General features: G+C 71.5%; 18 protein-coding genes. 14 read left to right on the top strand and 4 right to left on the bottom strand.

The annotated features are described in order from the left end of the window. Positions 1–32: 32 nt before the first annotated feature. The gene (locus ACWENQ_RS29410) at positions 33–521 is read right to left on the bottom strand and encodes a GtrA family protein (RefSeq protein WP_449920293.1); all 489 of its coding nucleotides are present in this window, start codon (positions 519–521) and stop codon (positions 33–35) included. Between the two features lie 312 nt (positions 522–833). Between ACWENQ_RS29410 and ACWENQ_RS29405 the strand changes: the two genes are divergently transcribed. After that, positions 834–1985 (top strand): 5-(carboxyamino)imidazole ribonucleotide synthase, encoded by a 1152-nt coding sequence (locus tag ACWENQ_RS29405; protein ID WP_449920296.1) that lies wholly within the window; start codon positions 834–836, stop codon positions 1983–1985. After that, positions 1982–2479, top strand: a complete 498-nt coding sequence (gene purE, locus ACWENQ_RS29400; RefSeq protein WP_449920299.1) for a 5-(carboxyamino)imidazole ribonucleotide mutase — start codon at positions 1982–1984, stop codon at positions 2477–2479. The genes ACWENQ_RS29405 and purE overlap by 4 nt, the downstream gene beginning before the upstream one ends. A 202-nt stretch (positions 2480–2681) precedes the next feature. Here the strand turns inward: purE and ACWENQ_RS29395 are convergent, their stop codons facing one another. After that, positions 2682–3995: a UDP-glucose dehydrogenase family protein gene (locus tag ACWENQ_RS29395; protein WP_449920301.1), complete on the bottom strand. Its 1314-nt coding sequence runs from the start codon at positions 3993–3995 to the stop codon at positions 2682–2684. A gap of 124 nt (positions 3996–4119) precedes the next feature. Between ACWENQ_RS29395 and ACWENQ_RS29390 the strand changes: the two genes are divergently transcribed. Continuing rightward, a complete protein-coding gene (locus tag ACWENQ_RS29390; RefSeq protein WP_449920303.1) occupies positions 4120–5274 on the top strand; it encodes an acyl-CoA dehydrogenase family protein in 1155 nt (384 codons plus the stop codon). Between the two features lie 71 nt (positions 5275–5345). Here ACWENQ_RS29390 and ACWENQ_RS29385 read toward each other — a convergent pair whose 3' ends face one another. After that, positions 5346–6317 (bottom strand): N-acetylglucosamine kinase, encoded by a 972-nt coding sequence (locus ACWENQ_RS29385; RefSeq protein WP_452417148.1) that lies wholly within the window; start codon positions 6315–6317, stop codon positions 5346–5348. A gap of 81 nt (positions 6318–6398) precedes the next feature. On the opposite strand from ACWENQ_RS29385, the gene ACWENQ_RS29380 reads away from it, so the two are divergent. The 11 genes from ACWENQ_RS29380 (at position 6399) to ACWENQ_RS29330 (ending at position 18403) form a co-directional block, all read left to right on the top strand. After that, on the top strand, positions 6399–7259 hold the full coding sequence (locus ACWENQ_RS29380; protein ID WP_449920306.1) for a MurR/RpiR family transcriptional regulator: 861 nt from the start codon (positions 6399–6401) through the stop codon (positions 7257–7259). 5 nt (positions 7260–7264) lie between these two features. Beyond that, positions 7265–7996 (top strand): sugar isomerase domain-containing protein, encoded by a 732-nt coding sequence (locus ACWENQ_RS29375; protein ID WP_452417147.1) that lies wholly within the window; start codon positions 7265–7267, stop codon positions 7994–7996. A 16-nt stretch (positions 7997–8012) separates the two neighbouring features. Then, entirely contained in the window at positions 8013–9410 is a 1398-nt protein-coding gene (ngcE, locus tag ACWENQ_RS29370; protein WP_452417145.1) for an N-acetylglucosamine/diacetylchitobiose ABC transporter substrate-binding protein, read from the top strand. Then, positions 9407–10276, top strand: a complete 870-nt coding sequence (locus tag ACWENQ_RS29365) for a carbohydrate ABC transporter permease (RefSeq protein ID WP_449920312.1) — start codon at positions 9407–9409, stop codon at positions 10274–10276. The genes ngcE and ACWENQ_RS29365 overlap by 4 nt, the downstream gene beginning before the upstream one ends. Beyond that, positions 10276–11112: a carbohydrate ABC transporter permease gene (locus ACWENQ_RS29360; protein WP_449920313.1), complete on the top strand. Its 837-nt coding sequence runs from the start codon at positions 10276–10278 to the stop codon at positions 11110–11112. Before ACWENQ_RS29365 ends, ACWENQ_RS29360 begins: the two co-directional genes overlap by 1 nt. A gap of 14 nt (positions 11113–11126) precedes the next feature. Continuing rightward, the gene (locus tag ACWENQ_RS29355) at positions 11127–13865 is read left to right on the top strand and encodes a discoidin domain-containing protein (RefSeq protein WP_452417144.1); all 2739 of its coding nucleotides are present in this window, start codon (positions 11127–11129) and stop codon (positions 13863–13865) included. A gap of 237 nt (positions 13866–14102) precedes the next feature. Further along, positions 14103–15242 (top strand): FAD-dependent oxidoreductase, encoded by a 1140-nt coding sequence (locus ACWENQ_RS29350; protein WP_452417142.1) that lies wholly within the window; start codon positions 14103–14105, stop codon positions 15240–15242. 180 nt (positions 15243–15422) lie between these two features. After that, positions 15423–17102, top strand: a complete 1680-nt coding sequence (locus tag ACWENQ_RS29345) for an alpha/beta fold hydrolase (RefSeq protein ID WP_452417140.1) — start codon at positions 15423–15425, stop codon at positions 17100–17102. Positions 17103–17322: 220 nt separating this feature from the next. Continuing rightward, on the top strand, positions 17323–17565 hold the full coding sequence (locus ACWENQ_RS29340) for a hypothetical protein (protein WP_452417138.1): 243 nt from the start codon (positions 17323–17325) through the stop codon (positions 17563–17565). After that, positions 17553–17690, top strand: coding sequence for a hypothetical protein (locus ACWENQ_RS29335; protein WP_452417136.1), 138 nt, complete (start codon positions 17553–17555; stop codon positions 17688–17690). Before ACWENQ_RS29340 ends, ACWENQ_RS29335 begins: the two co-directional genes overlap by 13 nt. Positions 17691–17728: 38 nt before the next feature. Then, the gene (locus ACWENQ_RS29330) at positions 17729–18403 is read left to right on the top strand and encodes a Crp/Fnr family transcriptional regulator (RefSeq protein WP_449920324.1); all 675 of its coding nucleotides are present in this window, start codon (positions 17729–17731) and stop codon (positions 18401–18403) included. Positions 18404–18451: 48 nt separating this feature from the next. Here the strand turns inward: ACWENQ_RS29330 and ACWENQ_RS29325 are convergent, their stop codons facing one another. After that, a complete protein-coding gene (locus ACWENQ_RS29325; RefSeq protein WP_452417134.1) occupies positions 18452–21742 on the bottom strand; it encodes an ATP-binding protein in 3291 nt (1096 codons plus the stop codon).

Genomic DNA, 21742 nt, shown 5'->3' with positions numbered 1-21742 from the left:
GTGATTCCGGGCAGCCGGAGTCCGGGGGAGGGCTAGCGTCGGGGGGAGACGGCCTCGGGCAGGCCGGTCGCGGGCTCGACGGGCGGGTCCTCGGGAGCGAGGAAGACCCACCGCTTGTAGGACCAGAACCGGAACAGCGTGCCGAACGCGACGCCGACGATCTTGGCGATGTTGTAGCTGAGCGGGTCCTGCAGGCCCAGCGTGTAGGTCGTGAACCCGATGCAGATCAGCGCGATCAGCAGCCCGATCCCGTTGAGCAGGAAGAACAGCGCGTACTCCCTGGCCAGCCCGCTCTGCTCCCGGTCCCGGAAGGTCCAGTAGCGGTTGCCGATGTAGGCGAACGTCGCCGAGATGCAGGTGGCCAGCACCGCGGAGACCAGCGGACCCCAGCCGAAGCCGAACCGGAAGAGGTTGGTCGCCCCCATGTCGACGAAGAACGCGATGCCACCGATCGTCCCGAACTTCGCGAGCTCATGGATCAGGTGGACGACCCGGCTGTAGGCGCGTTTGAGGAACTCCACGTCTCCTGCACGGTCCTTTCCGGGTTCGCCAGCCGCACCCTCGAGCCGGCTCCGACGGCACCAGGTTACCGGCCACGGGTGGCGGCCGGGCGCGAAGACCCTGCAAAGCTACCCAGAGCACCATGCATCGCACACGCTCAACCAGCATTTCTTGAAATATCGTCTCATGGCGGTTGTGTGAACCGCCTGGCCGTTACGCCGGCGCGCAGGTCGCGCGGACAGGCGTTCCACGACGGACGGCGCGCGACCACCCTTACGCCGGCGCGCAGGTCGCGGGGACCGAGGTTCCGCCGGACGGTATGCTTCGGGCACGTGAGCAGCACCTCTTCGCATGTCGGCCCCGTGGTGGGCGTTGTCGGGGCGGGCCAGCTGGCCCGCATGATGCAGCAGGCCGCCATCCCGCTCGGTGTCGAGCTGCGCCTCCTCGCCAACGCGCGGGACGAGAGCGCGGCCAAGGTGATCGTCGACACCAGGCTGGGCGACTACCGTGATCTGGCCGTCCTGCGCGAGTTCGCCGCGGGCTGCGACGCCGTCACCTTCGACCACGAGCACGTCCCGACCGAGCACATCAAGGCGCTGGCCGACGAGGGCGTCGAGGTGCATCCCGGTGCCGACGCGCTGGTCCACGCCCAGGACAAGGCGGAGATGCGCAGGCGGCTGAGCGAGTTCGGCGCGCCGTGCCCCGCCTGGCGGACCGTGGAGACGGTCGCCGACGTCGAGGAGTTCGCCGGGGAGAACGGCTGGCCGGTCGTGCTCAAGGCGGTCAGGGGCGGCTACGACGGTCGCGGCGTGTGGGTGTGCGCCGACGCGGCCGAGGCCGCCGAGGTGGTCGCGACCGGCGTCGCGCTGCTCGCCGAGGCGTTCGTGCCGTTCGAGCGGGAGCTGGCCGTGCTGGTCGCGCGCTCGCCCCACGGTCAGGGCGTCAGCTATCCGGTGGTGGAGACCGTCCAGGAGAACGGCATCTGCGTCGAGGTCCTGGCCCCCGCGCCGAACCTCGACCCCGAGGACGCCGCCCAGGCCCAGCGCATCGCGCTGAAGATCGCCGACGAGTTGGACGTGACCGGCCTGCTGGCGGTCGAGATGTTCGAGACGGCCGACGGGCTCGTGGTCAACGAGCTGGCCATGCGTCCGCACAACAGCGGCCACTGGACGATCGAGGGCGCCCGCACCTCACAGTTCGAGCAGCACCTGCGGGCGGTGCTCGACCTGCCGCTCGGCTCACCCTCGCTGGCCGCCCCCTACGTCGTCATGGCGAACCTGCTCGGCGGCGACGACCCCGCCATCTTCAAGCGCTACGAGCACGTGATGGCCCACGATCCGGGCGTCAAAGTGCACTTCTACGGCAAGGAGGTACGGCCGGGGCGCAAGATCGGGCATGTCACCGTTCTCGGCACCGACCTCGACGACGCGCGGGCCCGCGCCAAGCACGCGGCCGTCTACCTCACCACCGGGGAGTACGCATGATCGGCATCGTGATGGGCAGCGACTCCGACTGGCCGGTCATGAGGCTGGCCGCGGAGGCCGTGGCCGAGTTCGGCGTGCCGTTCGAGGCCGACGTGGTCTCCGCGCACCGCATGCCGGCCGAGATGATCGAGTACGGCAGGCAGGCCGCGGCCCGCGGCGTCCAGGTGATCATCGCGGGCGCCGGTGGCGCGGCGCACCTGCCCGGCATGCTGGCCTCGGTCACGCCGTTGCCGGTGATCGGTGTGCCGGTGCCGCTGAAGTACCTCGACGGCATGGACTCCCTGCTGTCCATCGTGCAGATGCCCGCGGGCGTGCCAGTGGCGACGGTCGCGATCGGCGGGGCGCGCAACGCGGGGCTGCTGGCCGTCCGCATTCTGGCCGCCTCCGACGCGGCGCTGCGCGGTCGCATGGAGGCCTTCCAGGAGACCCTGCGCGACCAGGCGCACGCCAAGGGCGAGAAGCTGCGCGCCGAGGCGGCGGAGATGGGCCGCTAGCTCAGCGGTCGTGGCCGAGCGCGGATCGCCGCGCGGCACCGCGGCTCCCGTGGACGCAGGATCGGCGGGAAAGCCGCCGGGCGGCGGGCGCAGGGTCGGCCGGAAAGCCGCCGGGCGGAAAGCCGTCGGGCGGAAAGCCGTCGGGCGGAAAGCCGCCGGGCGGCGGGCGCAGGGTGCGCCGCCGCCCGGGGAACGAAAGGGACTACGGGCGGCCGAGGGCGCGGTAGTGCCAGCCGGCGGAGCGCCAGGCCTCGGAGTTGAGCGCGTTGCGCCCGTCGACGATCTTGCGGGTGGCGACCACCTCGCCGAGCTCCTCCGGGTCCAGCTCGACGAACTCCTGCCACTCGGTCAGCAGCAGCACCACGTGGGCGCCGCGCACCGCGTCGAGCGCCGACTCGCCGTAGGACAGCTCGGGGTGCGCCTTGCGGGCGTTGGTCAGCGCGATCGGGTCGTAGACGGTGACCTGCCCGCCCTGCTGCCCGATCGTCACGGCGACGTCGAGCGCGGGGGAGTCGCGGATGTCGTCCGAGTTCGGCTTGAAGGCCGCGCCCAGCACGCCGACCGTGCACCCGCGGAACGAGCCGCCCGCCAGCTCCCGTGCCAGGTCGACCATCCGCGCCCGCCGGCGCATGTTGATGGCGTCGACCTCGCGCAGGAACGTCAGCGCCTGGTCGGCGCCCAGCTCGCCGGCCCGCGCCATGAACGCGCGGATGTCCTTGGGCAGGCAGCCGCCGCCGAACCCGAGGCCCGGGTTGAGGAAGCGGCCGCCGATCCTGTCGTCGAACGACAGCGCCCTGGACAGCTGCTGCACGTCGGCGTGGGAGGCCTCACACACCTCGGCCATCGCGTTGATGAAGGAGATCTTGGTGGCCAGGAACGCGTTGGCCGCGCTCTTGACCAGCTCGGACGTCGGGTAGTCGGTGACCACCATCGGAATGTCGCCGAGCGGCTCGTAAACCTCGCGCAGGATCTTCTCGGCGTGCGCGGAGGCGACGCCGATGACGATGCGGTCGGGCTTGAGCGTGTCCTGGACGGCGAAGCCCTCGCGCAGGAACTCGGGGTTCCAGGCCAGTTCGGCGGCGGCGTTGACCGGTGCCAGGCGCGCGAGCTTGGCGGCCAGCCGGGCCGCGGTGCCGACGGGGACCGTCGACTTGCCGACGACCAGGCACTCCCTCTCCAGGTACGGCGCGAGCGACTCGACGGCCGCGTCGAGGAAGGACACGTCGGCGGCGTATTCGCCCTGCTTCTGCGGTGTGCCCAGGCAGAGGAAATGAACGTCACCGAACGCGCCGGCCTCCTCGTAGGAGGTGGTGAAGCGCAACCGTCCCGACGCGAGCCCTCGCCTCAGGATCTCTTCCAGACCGGGTTCGTGGATCGGCAGCTCACCGCTCTGCAGCCGGCGGATCTTGTCCGCGTCGATGTCAAGGCCGAGAACCTCGAAGCCGAGGTCCGCCATACAGGCCGCGTGAGTGATGCCGAGATACCCGGTTCCGATCACCGTAAGGCGATATGGCACGAGTGAGCTCCTTTCATCGCCAAGGCATGTTACCGGTCCCCGTAACTTCCACTGTGCCACCTGGGTAAACCGACAAATCGTACCGACTGGTAACAAGATGCTTGGACGTCCTAGTATTCGAGGTATGACCTACGCCCTCACCGAGGAGCACGAGATGCTCCGCGAGACCGTCCGTGCCCTCGCCGCTGAGAAGATCGCGCCCCGCGCCGCCGAGGCCGACGAGCGCGAGGAGTTCCCGTGGGACGTCTACAAGTCGCTCGTGGCCGCTGACCTCCACGCGATCCACGTCCCCGAGGAGTACGGCGGTGCGGGCGGCGACGCGCTCGCCGCGGTCATCGTCATCGAGGAGGTGGCCCGCGCCTGCGCCTCCTCGTCGCTGATCCCCGCCGTCAACAAGCTGGGCACCGTCCCGCTGCTGCTGTCGGCCTCGGAGGAACTGAAGGCCGCTTACCTGAGGCCGGTCGCGACGGGTGAGGCGATGTTCTCGTACGCCCTGTCCGAGCCCGAGGCGGGATCCGACGCGGCGGCCATGAAGACCCGCGCGGTCCTCGACGGCGACCACTACGTCCTCAACGGCGTCAAGATGTGGATCACCAACGCGGGCATCTCCGAGTACTACACGGTCATGGCCGTCACCGACCCCTCCGCGGGCGCGCGCGGCATCTCCGCCTTCGTCGTCGAGAAGTCGGACGAGGGCGTCTCCTTCGGGCCCAAGGAGCGCAAGCTCGGCATCAAGGCCTCGCCGACGCGCCAGGTCATCCTCGAGGACGTGCGCATCCCGGCGTCCCGCATGATCGGCGCGCCCGGGACCGGCTTCAAGACCGCCCTGGCGACCCTCGACCACACCCGCGTCACGATCGCCGCCCAGGCGCTGGGCATCGCCCAGGGCGCCCTCGACTACGCGATCGGGTACGTGAAGGAGCGCAAGCAGTTCGGCAAGGCGATCGCCGAGTTCCAGGGCCTGCAGTTCATGATCGCGGACATGGGGATGAAGCTGGAGGCGGCCCGCCAGCTGACCTACCACGCGGCGGCCAAGTCGGAGCTGGCGATGCACGGACAGCCGCAGAAGGACCTGACGTTCCTGTCGAGCGCGGCCAAGTGCGCGGCCTCCGACGCGGCGATGGAGATCACGACCGACGCGGTGCAGCTGCTGGGCGGGTACGGGTACACCCGCGAGTTCCCGGTCGAGCGGATGATGCGCGACGCCAAGATCACCCAGATCTACGAAGGCACCAACCAGATCCAGCGCATGGTCATGGCCAGGCAGCTCCTCAAGTAGGCGATGAGCTGCGAAAACCCGGTCTCTGTCGGTGAGGGGACCGGGTTTCGCGCGTTCGCGAAGATCCTGAACTATCCCCCTGTTCCGTGGGTACGCGCCCGCATGATCCGGGTGTGCAGGGCGTCGGGGTCGGGGACCAGGTCGCGGGCGGCCAGCCACGCGGCGGCGCACGCCGCGTCGCCCGCCACCGTCACCGGGGCGTGCCAGTGCCGGGCCAACCGGTCCCGTACGGCGTGGCCGAGCGGGCCACCCCTGGTCAGCACGCTCCCCGCCAGGACGATCGGGCTGGTCTCCCCCTGCGCGCGTACCTTGGCGACGGTGTCGACCAGATGGCCGGCCGCCTGCGTGATCAGGTTCGCGGCGGCGGCGTCCCCGGCTTCGGCCGCGGCGGTGACGAGCGGTGCCAGCTCGGCGAGCGCCAGGGGCGCGCGGGCGTGGACCGCCCGTATCACCTGATCCACCCGATCTGGACCGAGTGGCGTTCCCGTGGTTTCCAGCAGCCGTTCCACCACGGTCTCCGCCAGCCTCCCGTACGGGGGCGCACCGTGGCGCAGCGTGTCGAGCACCCTGCCGACCGCCTGGCGGCCGAGCCAGAAGCCGGAGCCGGTGTCGCCGAGCAGCCAGCCGTAGCCGTCGGAGACCGCTGCGGCCGAGCGGTTCGTGATGTCCGCGGCGATCGCTCCCGTCCCCGAGATCAGCGCCGTTCCCGAGGGGGCCGCCGTTCCGGCGCTGAAGGCGATCTCGACGTCCCCCACCACGCGGGGTGACACGCGGAGTCCCAGCGCGGACCAGAGCTCGGTCAGGTCGCCGGGAGAGGCCGAGAAGCCGGCCACACCGGCCACCGCCGCGCGTACCGACGCCGGGTCGCGGGTGCCCAACGCCTGACGCACTGCCGACGCGAGGTTCGATCGGGCGGTGGCCGCGCCGTGCGCGGTGGGGTTGCCGCCTCCGGAGCGGCCGTAGCCGACGGGGTCCCCGTCGAGGGTGTGGACCGCGCAGCGGGATGATGTGCCGCCCGCGTCGATGCCGAGAACCAGGTCCATATCCCGACATCTTGGGGCTTGACGCGACCTGGAGGCAATACTAACTTTCATCAACACTTGCTCGGAGTGAAAGGATCTATCGTGATCATTGGTCGGATCCAGGCGGAGCTGGACCGCCTACCCGAGGCGCTTCGCCGGATCGGGCAGACGATCCTGGCTGATCCCATCGCGGTGACCAGGGTGACCAGCCCGGTGCTGGCCGAGCAGAGCGGCACCTCGCCCGCCGCGGTGACCCGCTTCTGCCGCCAGTTCGGCTTCGCCGGCTTCGCGGATCTGCGGGTGGCGCTGGCCACCGAGACCGGCCGTGCCGAGCAGGCCAAATGGGACGTCGCGGTCGGCCACGAGATCGGCCCGGACGACCCGGTGGAGACGGTGATCCAGTCGGTGGCCGCCGCGGACACGCGCCTCATCCAGGAGACCGCCGCCCAGTTGGACGCGGCCACCGTCGTCGCGGTCGCCGACGCGGTCGTGGCGGCAAACCGGGTGATCCTGTTCGGCTCCTCCTCCAGCGGTGTGGTCGCCCAGTTCATCGGCGGCCACCTGCGCAGGATCGGACTGCCCTGCTGGGCGCACGCCGACCCGCACGAGGGGTTGGCCGACGCCGCGATGCTGCGCGCGGGCGACGTCGTCATCGGCGTCTCCCACCAGGGCCGCACGAGTGAGGTCCTGGAGATCGTGGGGGAGGCGGGCGACCACGGCGCGACCACGGTCGCGGTCACCTCCTTCCCGCGCTCGCCTCTGGCGACGCTGGCGGACCACACGCTGATCACCGGCAGCCCCGAGGTGACGCTGCGTCCGGTCAGCCTCCAGGCCGTGCACTCCCAGCTCTACGTGCTGGACACGCTCTTCGTCGCTGTGGCCCAGCGCACTCAGGAGCGCACCAATGAAGCCTTCCGGCGCACTATCCAGGCGCTGGAAGGCCACCGAGTCGAAAGGAACTGATCTTCTTGTTCGCCCAGCGCATCAGCGCCCTGATGGACGAAGTGATCGAGAGCCAGGCGGCAGCCGTGCGCGCGGCCGCCGATCTGATCACCGACTCCCTCGTCAGGGAAGGCGTGATCCAGGCGTTCGGCACCGGGCACTCCGAGGCGATCGCCATGGAGATCGCCGGACGCGCGGGCGGCCTGGTGCCGACCAACCGGCTCACGCCCAGGGACCTGGTCCAGTACGGCGGAGCCTCGCCCGACATCCTCACCCCCGAGCTGGAACGCGACCCCGAGGTGGCGCACCGCGTCTACGAGCTGGCCCCGGTCGAGCCGCAGGACGCCTTCGTGATGATCTCCAACTCCGGCGTGAACGGCTCCACCGTCGAGCTGGCCACGCTGGTCAAGGAACGCGGTCACCCCCTCGTCGCCATCACCTCCGTGGCGCACAGCAGCCGCATGACCTCGCGGCACGCCTCGGGGCGCAAGCTCATGGACCTCGCCGACGTGGTCCTGGACAACCTCGCCCCCTACGGCGACGCGGTGCTGCCGCTGCCCGGCGGCGGCGCCTTCGGCGCCGTCTCCACCATCACCTCGGCACTGCTCGCCCAGCTGGTGGTCGAGCAGGTGGTAGCCGACCTGCTCGACCGAGGCCAGGAGCCTCCCGTCTACCTCTCGGCCAACATGGCCGGGGGCGACGAGCACAACCACGCGATCGAGGCGCGTTACGCGGGCCGCATCCGCCGCGGCGCCTGACAAGGAGCAACCCCCCATGAAGCACCTCACCCGCCGCGACCTGCTGCGTTCCGCCGTCCTCGCCGGGCTCGCGCTGCCCGCACTGAACGCCTGCGCGCAGCCGGTCGCCTCCGGCGGCTCGCCGGCGGCCCCCGTCCCGACCAGCTCCGCCAACCCGCTGGGCGTCGCCCTTGACAAGCCGTTCGAGGTCTGGATCTTCGACGGCGGCTTCGGCGACGCGTACGCCCGGGACATCCACGAGCCGATGCTCAAGAGCAGGTACGCCGGCCTGGAGATCAAGCACAACGCGGCCAAGGAGATCGGCAAGGCGCTGCAGCCGAGGTTCGCCGGCGGCAACCCGCCGGAGCTGGTGATGAACTCGGGCGACGGCAAGATGGACCTCGGCGCGCTCGTCCAGGACGGCCAGCTCGCCGACCTGACCCCGCTGCTCGACGCGCCGAGCTGGGACGACCCGTCCAAGAAGGTGCGCGACACGGTCGACCCTGGCGCGATCGCCCAGGGTTCGTACGACGGCGTCCCCCGCGCGATCAACTACGTGAACACGGTCTGGGGCATCTGGTACAGCACCAAGCTGTTCGAGGAGAACGGCTGGCAGGTGCCGAAGACCTGGGCCGACTTCACCGCGCTCTGCGAGACGATCAAGAAGTCCGGCAAGGCCGCCCCGTTCACCTTCGCCGGCAAGTACCCGTTCTACATCTACGAGACGATCCTGACTCTGGCCGCCAAGATCGGCGGCGGCGACGTGCTCAAGCGCATCGACAACCTGGAGCCCGGCGCGTGGACCGCCGAGCCGGTCAAGCAGGCCGCCAAGGCCTTCGCCGACCTGCAGCCCTACCTGCTGCCCGGCACCGCCGGCCTGGACCACGTGCAGACCCAGACCGCGCACAACAAGTACCAGGTCGCGATGCTGCCCTGCGGGTCGTGGCTGGAGAACGAGCAGAAGGACGCCACCCCGTCCGACTTCGGGTACGCGATGTTCCCGCTGCCCGACTTCTCCCCGTCCGATGCCCTGCCGTACGGCACCCTGCACGCCCAGCCGGGCGAGCCGTACGTGGTGCCGGCCAAGTCGGCCAACGGCGGCGCGGGGCTGGAGTACCTGCGGGTCATGCTGTCCAAGGAGGGCGCCGGCCGGTTCACCGAGCTGGTCTCCACCCTCACCATCGTGAAGGGGGCGACCGAGGGCCGCTCGCTGAAGCCGGGCCTGGCCAGTGCGGCCAAGGCGTTGGAGACGGCCGGGGACAACACGGTCTACTTCCTGTTCAACTCCTGGTACAAGCCGCTGGAGGACGAGGTGGTCGCCGCCACCGGCCAGCTCATGGCGGGCAAGCTCGCCGTCGACGCGTGGGCGGAGCGGATCGACCGGAAGGCCGCGGAGATCAAGGCGGACTCCTCCGTGCGGACATTCACCCGATGACTCGCGGCAGGACAGGCTTCATCATCGGGTTCCTCGCCGTCCCGGTGACGCTCTACCTGGTCTACGTGATCGCCCCGTACGGCCAGGCGTTCTCCATCGCGCTCACGGACTGGCGCGGGGTCAGCGCCAGTCCCCGGTTCGTCGGCCTGGACAACTTCGCCAGGCTGGCCGGCGACAGGGTCTTCCTCAAGGCCCTCTGGCACAACGCCCTGTTGCTGGTGCTGCTCCCCTCCGTCACGGTGGCCCTGGCGCTGGTGATCGCGGTCCTCACCCAGCGCCACCGGTTCTACCGGGTCATGTTCTTCTTCCCCCAGGTGCTCTCGGTCGTGGTCGTCGCGGTGCTGTTCCAGCAGGTGTTCCGGCCGGACGCGAGCGGCATGCTCAACGCGCCGCTGGTGGCGCTGGGGCTGGAGCCGATCGGCTTCCTCTCCGACACGTCGGTGGCCTTCTGGGCCGTGCTCGCCGTCCTGATCTGGCAGGCGGTCGGCTTCTACGTGGTGCTGTTCACCGCGGGCATGGCCTCGATCCCGGCCGAGGTGGTCGAGGCGGCGGAGATGGACGGGGCGAGCCGGGCGCGGATCTTCTTCCGGATCACCCTGCCGCTGCTGCGCGACACCGTGCAGACAGGCTGGATCTACCTGGGCATCACGGCGATGGACGCGTTCGCGATCGTCTGGGTGATGACGGCGGAGCGGGGCGGGCCCGACTCCTCCACCACGGTGATCGCCGCCGAGGTCTACCGCAACGCCTTCGAGTACTTCAAGTTCGGTTACGCCTCCGCCATGGGCGTCGTGCTGTTCTTCTTCACGATCGGCTTCTCGGCGCTGACCCTCCGGCTGTCACGGCGCGAACGGATCGAGTTCTGATGCATCGCAGACTGAGCCATCTCGCCCTGCTGGCCTGGCTTGCCCTCACGGTCGTGCCCATCGTCTGGACCTTCCTGGCGTCGGTGAAGACCGAAGACGAGATCTTCGGCAACGCCTGGTCGCTGCCCGCCGTCCCGAGGTTCGACAACTACGTCCGAGCCTGGGAGCAGGCGCACATCGGGCAGTACATGCTCAACAGCATCGTCGTCGTGTCCCTCGGCACGTTCGGCACGATGCTGTTCGGCTCCATGGCCGCGTACGTGCTGGCCCGCTACCCCTTCCGCGGCAACCGGCCGCTGTACCTGCTGTTCGTCTCCGGCATGGCGTTCCCGACCTACCTGGCGCTCACCCCGCTCTTCTTCGTGGTGCAGAACGTGGGGCGGGCCCTCCCGTTCCTCGGGCTGAACACCCACGGCGGCCTGATCCTGGTCTACATCGCCTACTCACTGCCGTTCACCGTGTTCTTCCTGGCCGCGTTCTTCCGCACGCTGCCCACGGCCGTGGCCGAGGCGGCGTTCGTGGACGGAGCCTCGCACGCCCGAGTGTTCTTCCGGGTCATGCTGCCGATGGCCAAGCCGGGTCTGGTCAGCATCACGATCTTCAACGTGCTCGGCCAGTGGAACCAGTACCAGCTCCCGCTCGTGCTGCTCAGCGGGGCCAAGGACAAGTGGGTCCTCACGCAGGGCATCGCCGAGATCTCCACCGCCGCGGGCTATGACGCGGACTGGGCCGCGCTGTTCGCCGCGCTCAGCACGGCCATCCTCCCCGTGATGATCGTCTACACGCTCTTCCAAAGTCAGATCCAGCGCGGCCTCACCGCTGGCGCGCTCAAATAAGGAGCACACCCCCCTTGCGACTCCTTCCGTCTCTTCTCCTCGCCGCGGGGCTGCTGGCGGGGCCGCTCGCGGTCCCCGCACCCGCCGCCGCGGTCACGGCGGAGGCCGTGGCCGACCCGCTCAAGCTGATCCCCTCGCCTTCGTCCTGGACCGCCGGCTCCGGCTCGTACGGCTACAGCGCGAGCACCCGCGTCGTCGCCGAGACCGGTTCGCCCGCCGTGGGGAAGGTGGCCCAGACCCTGGTCGAGGATCTGACCGCGGCGGGCCGGCCGCCCGCGGGCCGCGCGTCCGTCACCCAGCCCTCCGCAGACGCGGGCGACGTGTCGCTCGCGATCGACCCCGGCCAGAGCGCGCTCGGCGCCGAGGGATACACGATCTCCGTCACCGACCGGGTGCGGATCGTCGGCTTCTCGGAGCGCGGCGTGTTCAACGGCACGCGGACGCTGCTGCAGATGCTGCACCAGGGCGCCACGCTGCCCGGGGGTACCCTCCAGGACACCCCGAAGTACGGCGAGCGCGGGGTGACGCTGTGCTCGTGCCGGGTCAGGCACTCCATGACCGCTCTGGAACGCCTGATCAGGGACATGGCGTACGTCAAGCTCAACCATCTCACCTGGGTGGTCAACATCAAGGACGAGACCATGCCCACGACCGACTGGACGTGGTACACGCCCGAGGAGATCCGCCAGGTCGTCGCGCTCGCCGACAAGTACCACATCACGGTGTCCCCCGAGATCAACCTGGTCCACTTCCGGGCGCCCGCCGGCTTCACCGAGGACCAGATCGCGCTCAAGGACCGGAACGGCAAGGTCGACTACGAGCGGGTCGACGTCAGCAAGCCCGCCGTGCTCGACGCCTACAAGAAGATGTTCGACGCCTACGCGCCCCTGTTCGGGCCCGACTGGCACATCGGCTCGGACGAGTACATGCTCGCCCGTAACCCGGACGACTATCCGCAGCTCAAGCAGGCCGCCGAGGCGAAGTTCGGGGCCGGGGCCACGTACGATGACCTGGTCACCGATCTGATCAACCAGATAGACGAGTACGCGGCCGAGCGCGGCAAGCGGCTTCGCATGTGGAACGACGGCCTGCACGCCACCGCCAAGGTGAAGCTCAACTCCAGGGTGGTCGTCGAGCACTGGACCACGATCCCCGGCACGCTCAGCCCGCAGCAGCTCATGGACCGGGGACACCAGGTCATGAACAGCACCGGCGCGCTCTACCTGGTACGCGGCGGCTCCTGGATGAACCCGCGCTGGCTCTACGACAACCGCTGGATGCCCACCACGTTCGCCGGTGACGTCAAGGTCGACGACCAGCCCGGACTGTCCGGCGCGAAGGTCAGCATCTGGCCCGACTACTCCTCGGCGCAGACCGAGCGCGAGGTCGAGGACGAGGCTTTCGGGCCGACGCGGTACATCGCCCAGCTCACCTGGCGGGCGACCTACCCCGAGCCCACCTTCGACGCCTTCCAGGCCAGGGTGACCGCGCTCGGCCGCGCGCCCGGCTGGGAGCGGGGCCGGGACACTCCCTACGCGGACGGCACTTACACCCTCGGCTCCGGCTCCACGTACCTGACCTACACCGGTGTCGGCAAGAAGCCCTCCGTCTGGAAGCTGAAGGCGACCGCCGACGGGTACTACACGATCGCCGACTGGACCGGCGGCCAGTGCCTGGCCGTGCCGTACCCCGGTGACGTGACCGATCCGCGCATGTTCCAGCAGCCGGGCACGAAGGTCGAGCTGCGCCCCTGCACGTCCGGCAGCAGGCTGCAGCGCTGGGAGTTCCGGGACGGGCAGCTCGTCAACGCCATCACCCAGCTGATCGTGGTGCCATCGGGCGGCCAGGCCGTACAGCAGACTCCGCCGCAGCGCGCCACCTGGAAGGTCTCTGCCGTCGGTGCCCCGAAGAACCTGGCCCTCGGGCGTTCGGTCACCGGCGACTCGCACCCGGGCCATGTGCCGGCCAACGCCTCCGACGGCGACCCGAACACCTACTGGGAGAGCAGCGGCCTGCCCGGGGACTTGACCGTGGATCTGGACCGGACCCGGCACGTGACGGGGCTGATCCTGCAGGTGCCGCCGAGCAAGGACTGGTTCGCCCGCACCCAGAGCATCACGGTGCTGACCAGCATCAACGGCAAGACCTACAGCACCGCGGTCGCCACCCAGGGCTACACCTTCGATCCCTCCTCCGGAAACATGGTCAGGATCGGCCTGTCCAGCCCGGTCCTCGCCCGGAAGGTCCGGCTGTCCTTCACCGGCAACACAGGTTGGAGCGCCGCTCAGTTGTCAGAGTTGGCGGTGTACAGCGAGAGCTTCCCGCCGGACGTCCCCGTCAACCTGGCCCTCGGGCGTTCGGTCACCGGCGACTCGCACCCGGGCTATGTGCCGGCCAACGCCATCGACGGCGCCCCGAACACCTACTGGGAGAGCCCGTCCCACGCCTGGCCGCAGCCGCTCACCGTCGACCTGGGCGCCACGCTCGGCGTCAAGCGCCTCGTGCTGCGCATCCCGCCCAGCCCGGCCTGGGCCGCCCGCACCCAGACCCTCTCGGTCAAGGCCGGCACCGACGGCACCACGTACGACACGGTCGTGGACAGCCGTGACTACACCTTCGATCCGGCGTCCGGCAACCAGGTGACGATCACGCTGCCGACCATGGCGGCGGCCAGGCACCTGCGCGTGGAGTTCACCGGCAACACCGGTTGGGCGGCGGCGCAACTGTCCGAGCTGGAGGCGTACAGCTCCTGAGCGCCACGGCCGGAGAAGGAGCGCAGGATCGGCGCCCCTCCGGCCCTGGCAGGCGGTCGGCCGAGGTAGTCGCCCCGGCCGGCCGCCTGTCCCCGTGACGCCCCCGCAGGCAGCGGGCGGCCCCGCATGGTTGTTCGGTGGGCAGCCAGGTGGATGTGTGGCGACGGTGTGAAAGTACTGGGCAGGTCGTGTGCAAACGGTCACCCTGCTGCGGGATCGCCCTTACCGTCGCAGGATATGCAGACAGTGGACGTACTGGTCGTGGGTGCGGGTCTGGCCGGCCTGTGCACGGCCCGCCTGCTCGCGCGACGGCAGCTGAACGTGATGGTGGTCGACCGCCGCAGGTCGCTGTCGACGGGCATCCGCACGACCGGGATCTTCGTGCGCCGCACCCTGGATGACTTCGACCTGCCGGACCGCCTGCTCGGGCCCGGTGTGCGGGACGTGCTGCTGTATCCGCCGTCGCGGCGGGCGCCGATCCGGCTCACCAGCGACCGGGACGAGTACCGCGTGGCCGATATGGCGGCCGTCTACGACCACGCGCGCCGCGCGGCGGAGTCGGCCGGGGCGCGGGTCATGCTGGGCGTGCGGTACCTCGACGCGTCGAAGGGTTTCGTGCGGTTCGCGGGGGCGGAGCCGGTGGCCGCCCGGTTCGTCGTCGGCGCGGACGGCGCCCGCTCCCGGGTGGCCCGTGATCTCGGCCTGGACGTCAACCGGCGCTTCCTCGTCGGTGCCGAGATCGTCCATCCGGTCGCGTCGGGTACGACGACCCCGGCGTTCCACTGCGTGCTGGACCCGCGGGTGGCTCCGGGGTACCTGGGGTGGGTCATCGACGACGGTCGGCATGCGCATGTCGGCGTCGCGGGATATCCGGACGCCATGCGCGCCGGCATCCGTCACCTGCTGGAGGCTTTCGCCGCGGACGCGCCCGGCCGCGCGGCGCCGACCGGCCCGGTCGAGCGCCGAGGTGGTCCGATCCCGGTCGGCGGTGTGCTGCGCCGGTTGGCGTGCCCCGCCGGGCTGCTCGTCGGAGACGCGGCGGGCGCGGTGTCGCCGCTGACGGCCGGGGGGTTGGACCCCTGCTTCCGCATGTCAGAACAGGCGGCGACGGTCGCCGCCGAGTATCTGTGTACGGGCGACCGGCGCGTGTTGCGCCGGTACGACGGGGAGGCGTTGCGGACCAGGTTCCGCGGCCGGCTGTTGTTGCGCCGCGTGTTCGCCGGCATCCGATCCCCGGCCGCGGCGGAGGCGGCCGTGGCCGTGCTGCGTGGTCGTGCCGGTCGTGCTCTGGCGGCGCGGATCCTGTTCGGCGACGGCTCGTTCCCGGGCGTCACCCCCGAGTTCGCGGAACCGGGGGTCGACCGTCCAGGCCGGTGACGCCGGGCCGGCCCGCGACGGGCGGGGCCGCTTCGCCGTGTCCGTAAGTCCTCCGCGAGACGGAAGAAACCTCCGTTGTCAGAAATTTCCGGTATTGCCGTCATGTGCGTCGTTGACCCGGAATGATCAAGGTTGGCCCGTGCCGCATGAGCGGGCCACCCGAACGACGATTGGGGGAACATGCGCACACGATCTTCTCTGCTCGCGGCCGCCTTCGCGGTGATGGCGGTGCTCTTACCCGCCTCGACGGCAGGAGCGGCCCCGGGGACGGCCGCTGAGGACGGAGTCACCGCGGCCCTGGGGACGGCCGCTGAGGACGGAGTCACCGCGGCCCTGGGGACGGCCGCTGAGGACGGAGTCACCGCGGCCGCGGGGACAGGCGCCATCACCTGGGCGCCCTGCGAAGAGGAACCCTCCGCCGAGTGCGGCAAGCTGGCCGTCCCGATCGACTGGTCCGATCCGGGCGGGCCCACCATCGACCTCGCCATCGCCCGCCGCAAGGCCACCGACCCCGCGGCCCGCATCGGATCCCTGCTGGTCAACCCGGGCGGTCCGGGCGGGTCGGGCGTGGAGGCCGCCTACGGCGCTCCCGGTTTCTTCACCGAGGAGATCCAGCGGCGGTTCGACATCGTCGGCTTCGACCCCAGGGGCGTGGGTCGCAGCCATCCCGTGGTCTGCTCGGCGGCCCTGTACAACCAGATGCCGTACCCCGTCATGGCGAGCCAGGCCGACTTCGACACGTGGAAGGCCTACACCAGGAAGCTGCACAAGGACTGCCGGGCCCGCACCGGCCCCCTCTACGACCACGTCGACTCGGTCGACGTCGCTCGTGACATGGACGCCGTCCGCGCCGCCCTCGGCGAGGAGAAGCTCACCTACTACGGGCTCTCGTACGGCACGCTGATCGGTCAGATGTTCGCCGAGCTGTTCCCGCACCGGATCCGGGCCCTCGCCCTCGACAGCACCATGGACCACAGCCTCGGCGTCAAGGCGTTCCTCGACACCGAGAGCGCCGCGGCCGAGGACGGGTTCGACCAGTGGGCCGCCTGGTGCGAGGCCGACTCCGGCTGCGCCCTGCACGGGCGCGACATCCGGGCGTTCTGGGAGAACCTGCTGGCGAAGGTACGGCGCGGCGAGGTGTACTACCCGGGCGTCAAGGACCGTCCGATGAGCGAGCTGCAGCTCATCTACCAGGGCGTACTGGGGAACGAGGGGCCGAACTGGCGCCTGCTGACCGATATGCTCATAGCCCTGGACGGCGGGACAGTGCCCGAGGACGTGCCGCCGCCGCCCGGCCGACAGCCCGTGCCGGGGGAGCTCGCGCAGTTGCCGACCGTGATCCTCTGCCAGGACTACGACCTGCGGGTGCGCGACTACCGACAGTACGCCGCCCTCATGCGCAGCTCCGCCCGCCTGGCCCCCGACATGCGGTACAACCCGATGCCGATCGAGGACCTGCCCATCTGCCTCAACCAGCGCGCCACCAACCCGCAGCACCCGCTGCGCTACAAGGGCAGTGCTCCGCTGCTGATCGGCACCTCGATGCACGACCCCGCCACCCCCTCCACCTGGGCCGCCAACGTGGCCCGCCAGCTCGGCCCCAAGGCGGTGCTGCTGACCTACGAGGGGTGGGGTCACCGCATCTACGGCAAGGACGAGTGCAGCACGCGGCACTTCGACGAGTACCTGATCTCGCTGACCGTGCCCGCGCCCGGCACCCGCTGCTCCGTGGCCGCGGCCGAGACCATGGCCAAGCGGCAGGCCCCGGCGTGGCCGTCGAGCCCGCTGCACTGGGCCGGTCCGGTCGCGACCCTGTCCCGTCCCGAGCCCGGCCACGCCTCCGCCGGCACGTCCCGCTGAGCCTCGCTCCAGCCTCCGCGGGCAGGTGCGCCCGTGGCCGGATGCGCGGCGAGTGCCACATCCGGCGGGGCCCCCACACGGGGCCCCGCCGGTCGGGTGTCCGCGAACCCGAGCAGCCCGCGCCGGAGCGCGGGCGTCCGCCCGGCCCCGGCCTGTCGCCGGTACGGTGAACGCGTGGCGACCTGGTCCCCGTCGGCTGGAGGTGCCCATGGTGTCCCGCGTGGCGAGCTGGCTGGGGCTGGTCGGCCACCTGTGCACGCTGCCCTTCTACCTGGCGAGCGGGCTGGTGGCGCCACTCTGGGCGGTCCTCGTCCTTCTCGTGGTGTGGGCGGGCCTGCTGGGCGTCGCCGTGCGGGCCGTTCGCGGGCGCTCGGCCTGGGGGCTGGGAGTGCCGGTGCTCGCGGTGGCCGTCTGGCTCGGCGCCGTCTCGGCCGGGGAGGCGTTCCTGGGATGGACGGGCTGACCCCGGGTGACAGGCGCCGGACGGCAGGCGCCGTACGGCGGGCGCTGACGCCGGGCAATGACGGGCTGACCTCGGGCGGCAGGCGCCGTACGGCAGGCGCTGACGCCGGGCAAACGATCCGCTGACGCGACCGCCATCATGCTCTCCTCGGAAGGAGGCGGCGGTGGACCGGTGGGAAGAGGATCTGGCGGAGTTGGGTGGACGGGTACGGCACTGGCCCGCGGGCGCGGTGCTGTTCCGCGAGGGCGACCACGCCGACTGGGTCGTGTCGCTGCGATCGGGCAGGGTGAAGGTCACCTGTTCGACCGCGGCCGGGATCGAGGTCGTGCTGTGGCTGCTCGGTCCCGGCGAGTTGCTGGGGGAGTCGTCGGTGCTGGGCGAACGGATCCGCCCCGTGTCGGCCACGGCGCTCGAACCGGTCACCGGGCTGTGCCTTCCCGCCGCGGCGTTCGCGGGGCACCTGCGGACGCGGCCCCTCGTCGCGATCTCCCTGGTGAAGCTGCTGGGCCGGCGGCTGAGGGACGCCGAGGACAAGCTGGCCGAGTTCAACTCCTTCGACACGCTGGGTCGCGTGACCAGGCGTCTGGTGGAACTCGCCGACCGGTTCGGGGCGCGTTGCCCGGCCGGGCTGCGGATCACTCTCCCGTTGTCGCAGCAGGAGCTGGCGGGATGGACCGGTTCGTCCCGGATCGCGACGGCCAAGGCGCTGCGCGTCCTGCGCGACCGTGGCTGGATCGAGACCGGCCGCAGGGAGATCGTCATCCGGGATCTCGACGCCCTCCGGCGCCGCGCCGCCGGAACGCCCTCCGCCGCACGCGACCTCAGCGCCGCCGGATGATCTCCCGGGATGCCTGGTGTCTTGGGTACGGCCGGGCGGAGAGGCCCTTCAGCCTGGCCGGGCGAGTGGCGCGGTGCCCAGGTCGGCGTGGAGCCGGGCGGCCGCCTCCGTCTCGCCCAGGACTTCGAGCGACCGTGCCTCGTCGAAGGCGATTCCCAACCGGCGGGCGGCGGCCAGGGCGCCGGTCGCGGCCCGTCCGGCCGCCGCCCGCCGGCCGGTGACCTGATGCACCAGCGCCGCCGCCCAGCCCATGCGGGCCGCCGCCGACGGCGTCAGGCGGGTCAGCCTGTCCATGTGACGTAGCACCATCGCGACGGCGGGATCGTCGGCCTCCAGCGCCCAGAGGACCTCGGCCAGCCCCGCCCACGCTTCGAGGGTGCCCCTGAGCGGCATGTCCGGCCGCGCGGCCGTGCGCAACGCGTCGTCCATGGCCAGGCGGGCGGCGGCGGTATCCCCGCCGAGCAGGTGGAACCGGGCGCGGGCCACGCCGAGCCGTACCCGCTGGATCGTCGGGATCTTCGCGCCGGCCCGGGCGAAATGGTCCTCGCCGAGCGCGGGCAACGCCAGTGTCGCCTCCTCGGCGGCCTTCAACACCGCGCCCACGCCGGAGGCCTCCTGGTCCGCGAGCCGTAGCAGCGCCTCGGCCTGTCCGGTCAGGCACCAGTAACCGGACAGCTCTTCCCCCATGCGCGCGATCGACGCCTCGGCCACCGCCGCCATCAGCGGCGCGGCGGCCGTGTAGCGGCCCCGCTGGATCTCCAGGTCGGCGAGGAGCCCGAGGCAGTGCTCCGCCAGGCGGGGATCGGCGGGATGCCGGCGGGCCAGGGTGAGGACCCGCTGCGCGGCGGTGAACCGTCCTTCGGCGGCCAGCCGCAGCCCCCGCGCGAGGCGGGCGCGGGAGACCGCCACAGGGTCCGCGACCTTGGCGATCTCCTCGTCGGCGAGACGGCCGTAGTAGCGGGCCGCCGTCTCGAAACCAGCGAGAGCGGTGACGACGGCGAAGTTCGCGTAGGCTTCGGCGCGTTCGACGGCCCCGCCCGCCCGCTCCGCCGCGTCCAGGTGGCGCACCACGCTGAGCAGCATCGTGCCGCCCTCCTGCCGGTGGTAGCCGAGTTCGGCCAGGACGGACAGGGTCCGCGCGGCCTCGGCGGCCAGCTCGCGCCCGGGCTCGTGCCGGGCGACTCCGCTCAGCGCGGTGGCGCGGTGGACCACCTGACGGGTCAACGCCGCGGCGACCGCCCCGGCCTTTCCGGCCCGCGTCGAGGGCAGCGGGCGATCGGCGACCGCCAGCGCGTCCCTGAACGCTCCCAGGCTCTCCGCGCCGCGCTCGAACTGGAAGTGCGCGATTCCGGCCAGCCGGTGCCATCGGGCCGCCGCCGCCCGCTCGCCGCGCACCGTCGCGATCATGTCGGAGGCCACGGACAGCGCTTCCGCGTAGCGGTGCCGGCGCAGGCACAGCGTCCAGTAGTCCTCCGCGAACGCCGCCCGCTCGGCGTCGGCGAGCCGGTGGACCAGGTGCCGCCAGGCCTGCCGGATGTCGTCGATCTCCGGCTCGAACTCGTCGAGCACGGCCCGGTCGGCATGGTCGCGGAGCCGGCCGGCGCGCTCCCGCAGGAACCGGGCGTACCAGTGGGCATGGCGGACCCGGGGCGACTCGTCGGTCAGGCGCGCGACCGCGCACTGCCGTACGAGCTCGTGCACCCGGTACCGGCCGTCGTCGTCGCGGCGCACCAGCGAATGATCGGTCAACCGTGCGACGGCCAGGACGGTCGTGGCCGCGACCGCGATCCCCGCGGGGAGCGTGAAGCCGCCGGCGAACACCGAGACGGCGGCCAGGGCCCGCTGTTCACAGGTGGTGAGCAACTGCCACGAGGTGTCGAAGACGTGCTGCATGCTCGCGTGGCGCGCGGCGGCCGCCGGTGCCGGATGCACCAGCAGCGCCGCCGGAGCCTCCGCGGCGCGCTCCGGCGGAGCGTGTGCCTCCAGCTGGTCGGCGATCTCCTCGCAGGTCATCGCCCTGGTCAGCGTCGCGGCCAGCTCGACGGCGAGGGGCAGTCCGCCGACGGCGCCGCAGATGCGGTCGAGCGAGCGCGCGTCGGGGTCGACGCGCGGGTCGAGGCTTCTGGCACGTTCCACGAACAGTGCTCGCGCGGCGGCCCCGCGCAGGACCGGCACCTCGTGCACGTGCTCCGCGCAGATGCCCAGCCGGCGCCGCGAGGTCGCCAGGATCCGTACGGCAGGCGCCACCGCCAGGATCGCCCCGGCCAGCGGGGCCATGCCGGGCAGGTGCTCGAGATTGTCCAGGACCAGGACCAGGTTCCGGTGCCGGACGGCGGCGAGCAGCAGGTCGCGGGCGGGCCTCGGCGGTGTCAGGTCGACGCCGGCGGCCTCCGCCAGCGTCGTCACGACCACGTCCGTCCCACTCGTGGCCGCCGCCCGGGCATCGGGCGACCGGACTCCGGCGAACGAGACGAACAGCACCTCGCAGTCGGTTCGTTCGGCGACGGCGACGGCCAGCCGGGTCTTGCCCACGCCACCCGGACCGGTCAGCGTGAGCAGCCGCACCTCCCGATCACGCAGCTTCGCCGACACCCTCTCCACCTCGGCCTCGCGGCCGATCAGCCGGGTCAGCGGACGCGGCAGCCCGCGCCGCGCGGCCGGTCCGCTCGCCGGGGCGCCCCGTGATTCCCGGCGCGCACCCGCTCGGGGCCCGGCGGGGGCGATCCGCTGCCGCAGCGCCTCGGTGCGGGGGTCGGGCGCGACGCCGAGCTCCTGGTCCAGCGTCCGGCGGCAGGCCTCGTACTGCGCCAGGGCGCCCGCGCGGTTGCCCGTCGCCCAGAGCGCTTCGATGATCAGGCGATGCGCGCTCTCGTCCAGCGCGTCGACGTCCAGGACCCGGTGCGCCAGCCGTACGGCGTCCGCGCAGTCGCCCCGCTCCCGCGCCGCGTGCGCCCGCACGCTCAGCGCCTGTACGGCGGCGTGCTCGGCCTGCCGCCGGCGCTCGGCCACCCAGTCGTCGAACCCTGGAGCGTTCGGGACCGCGAGATCGTCCAGGAAACCGCCCCGGTAGTCCGCCGGCACCGTGCCGTTCTCGACCAGGTCGGCCCAGTCCAGCGAGTACGGCCGGCCGCGGTCGAACGCGACGTGGGTCCGGCTGATGATCAGATGATCGCCCACGGCGCGGCGCAGCTCCATCAGGGCGAGCCGCAGGCTTCCGCGTGCCTTCGCCTCCGAGCGGTCGCCCCATAACAGCCCGGCGAGGGCGGATCTGGTGTGCGGTGTGCTCTCGACGATCAGGTAGAACAGCACGGCCCGCGCCTTCACCGATGTCACCGGCAC

Source organism: Nonomuraea sp. NPDC004354 (genome assembly GCF_053602555.1).
Note: the sequence above shows the minus strand (reverse complement) of the source record. Positions and strands in the feature narration are given on the sequence as shown.

Coding starts and splice junctions, on each gene's coding strand:
- ngcE (WP_452417145.1), top strand. CDS start 8,013: ATGAAGCACCTCACCCGCCGCGACCTGCTGCGTTCCGCCGTCCTCGCC.
- ACWENQ_RS29390 (WP_449920303.1), top strand. CDS start 4,120: ATGACCTACGCCCTCACCGAGGAGCACGAGATGCTCCGCGAGACCGTC.
- ACWENQ_RS29385 (WP_452417148.1), bottom strand. CDS start 6,317: ATGGACCTGGTTCTCGGCATCGACGCGGGCGGCACATCATCCCGCTGC.
- ACWENQ_RS29365 (WP_449920312.1), top strand. CDS start 9,407: ATGACTCGCGGCAGGACAGGCTTCATCATCGGGTTCCTCGCCGTCCCG.
- purE (WP_449920299.1), top strand. CDS start 1,982: ATGATCGGCATCGTGATGGGCAGCGACTCCGACTGGCCGGTCATGAGG.
- ACWENQ_RS29345 (WP_452417140.1), top strand. CDS start 15,423: ATGCGCACACGATCTTCTCTGCTCGCGGCCGCCTTCGCGGTGATGGCG.
- ACWENQ_RS29335 (WP_452417136.1), top strand. CDS start 17,553: ATGGACGGGCTGACCCCGGGTGACAGGCGCCGGACGGCAGGCGCCGTA.
- ACWENQ_RS29360 (WP_449920313.1), top strand. CDS start 10,276: ATGCATCGCAGACTGAGCCATCTCGCCCTGCTGGCCTGGCTTGCCCTC.
- ACWENQ_RS29350 (WP_452417142.1), top strand. CDS start 14,103: ATGCAGACAGTGGACGTACTGGTCGTGGGTGCGGGTCTGGCCGGCCTG.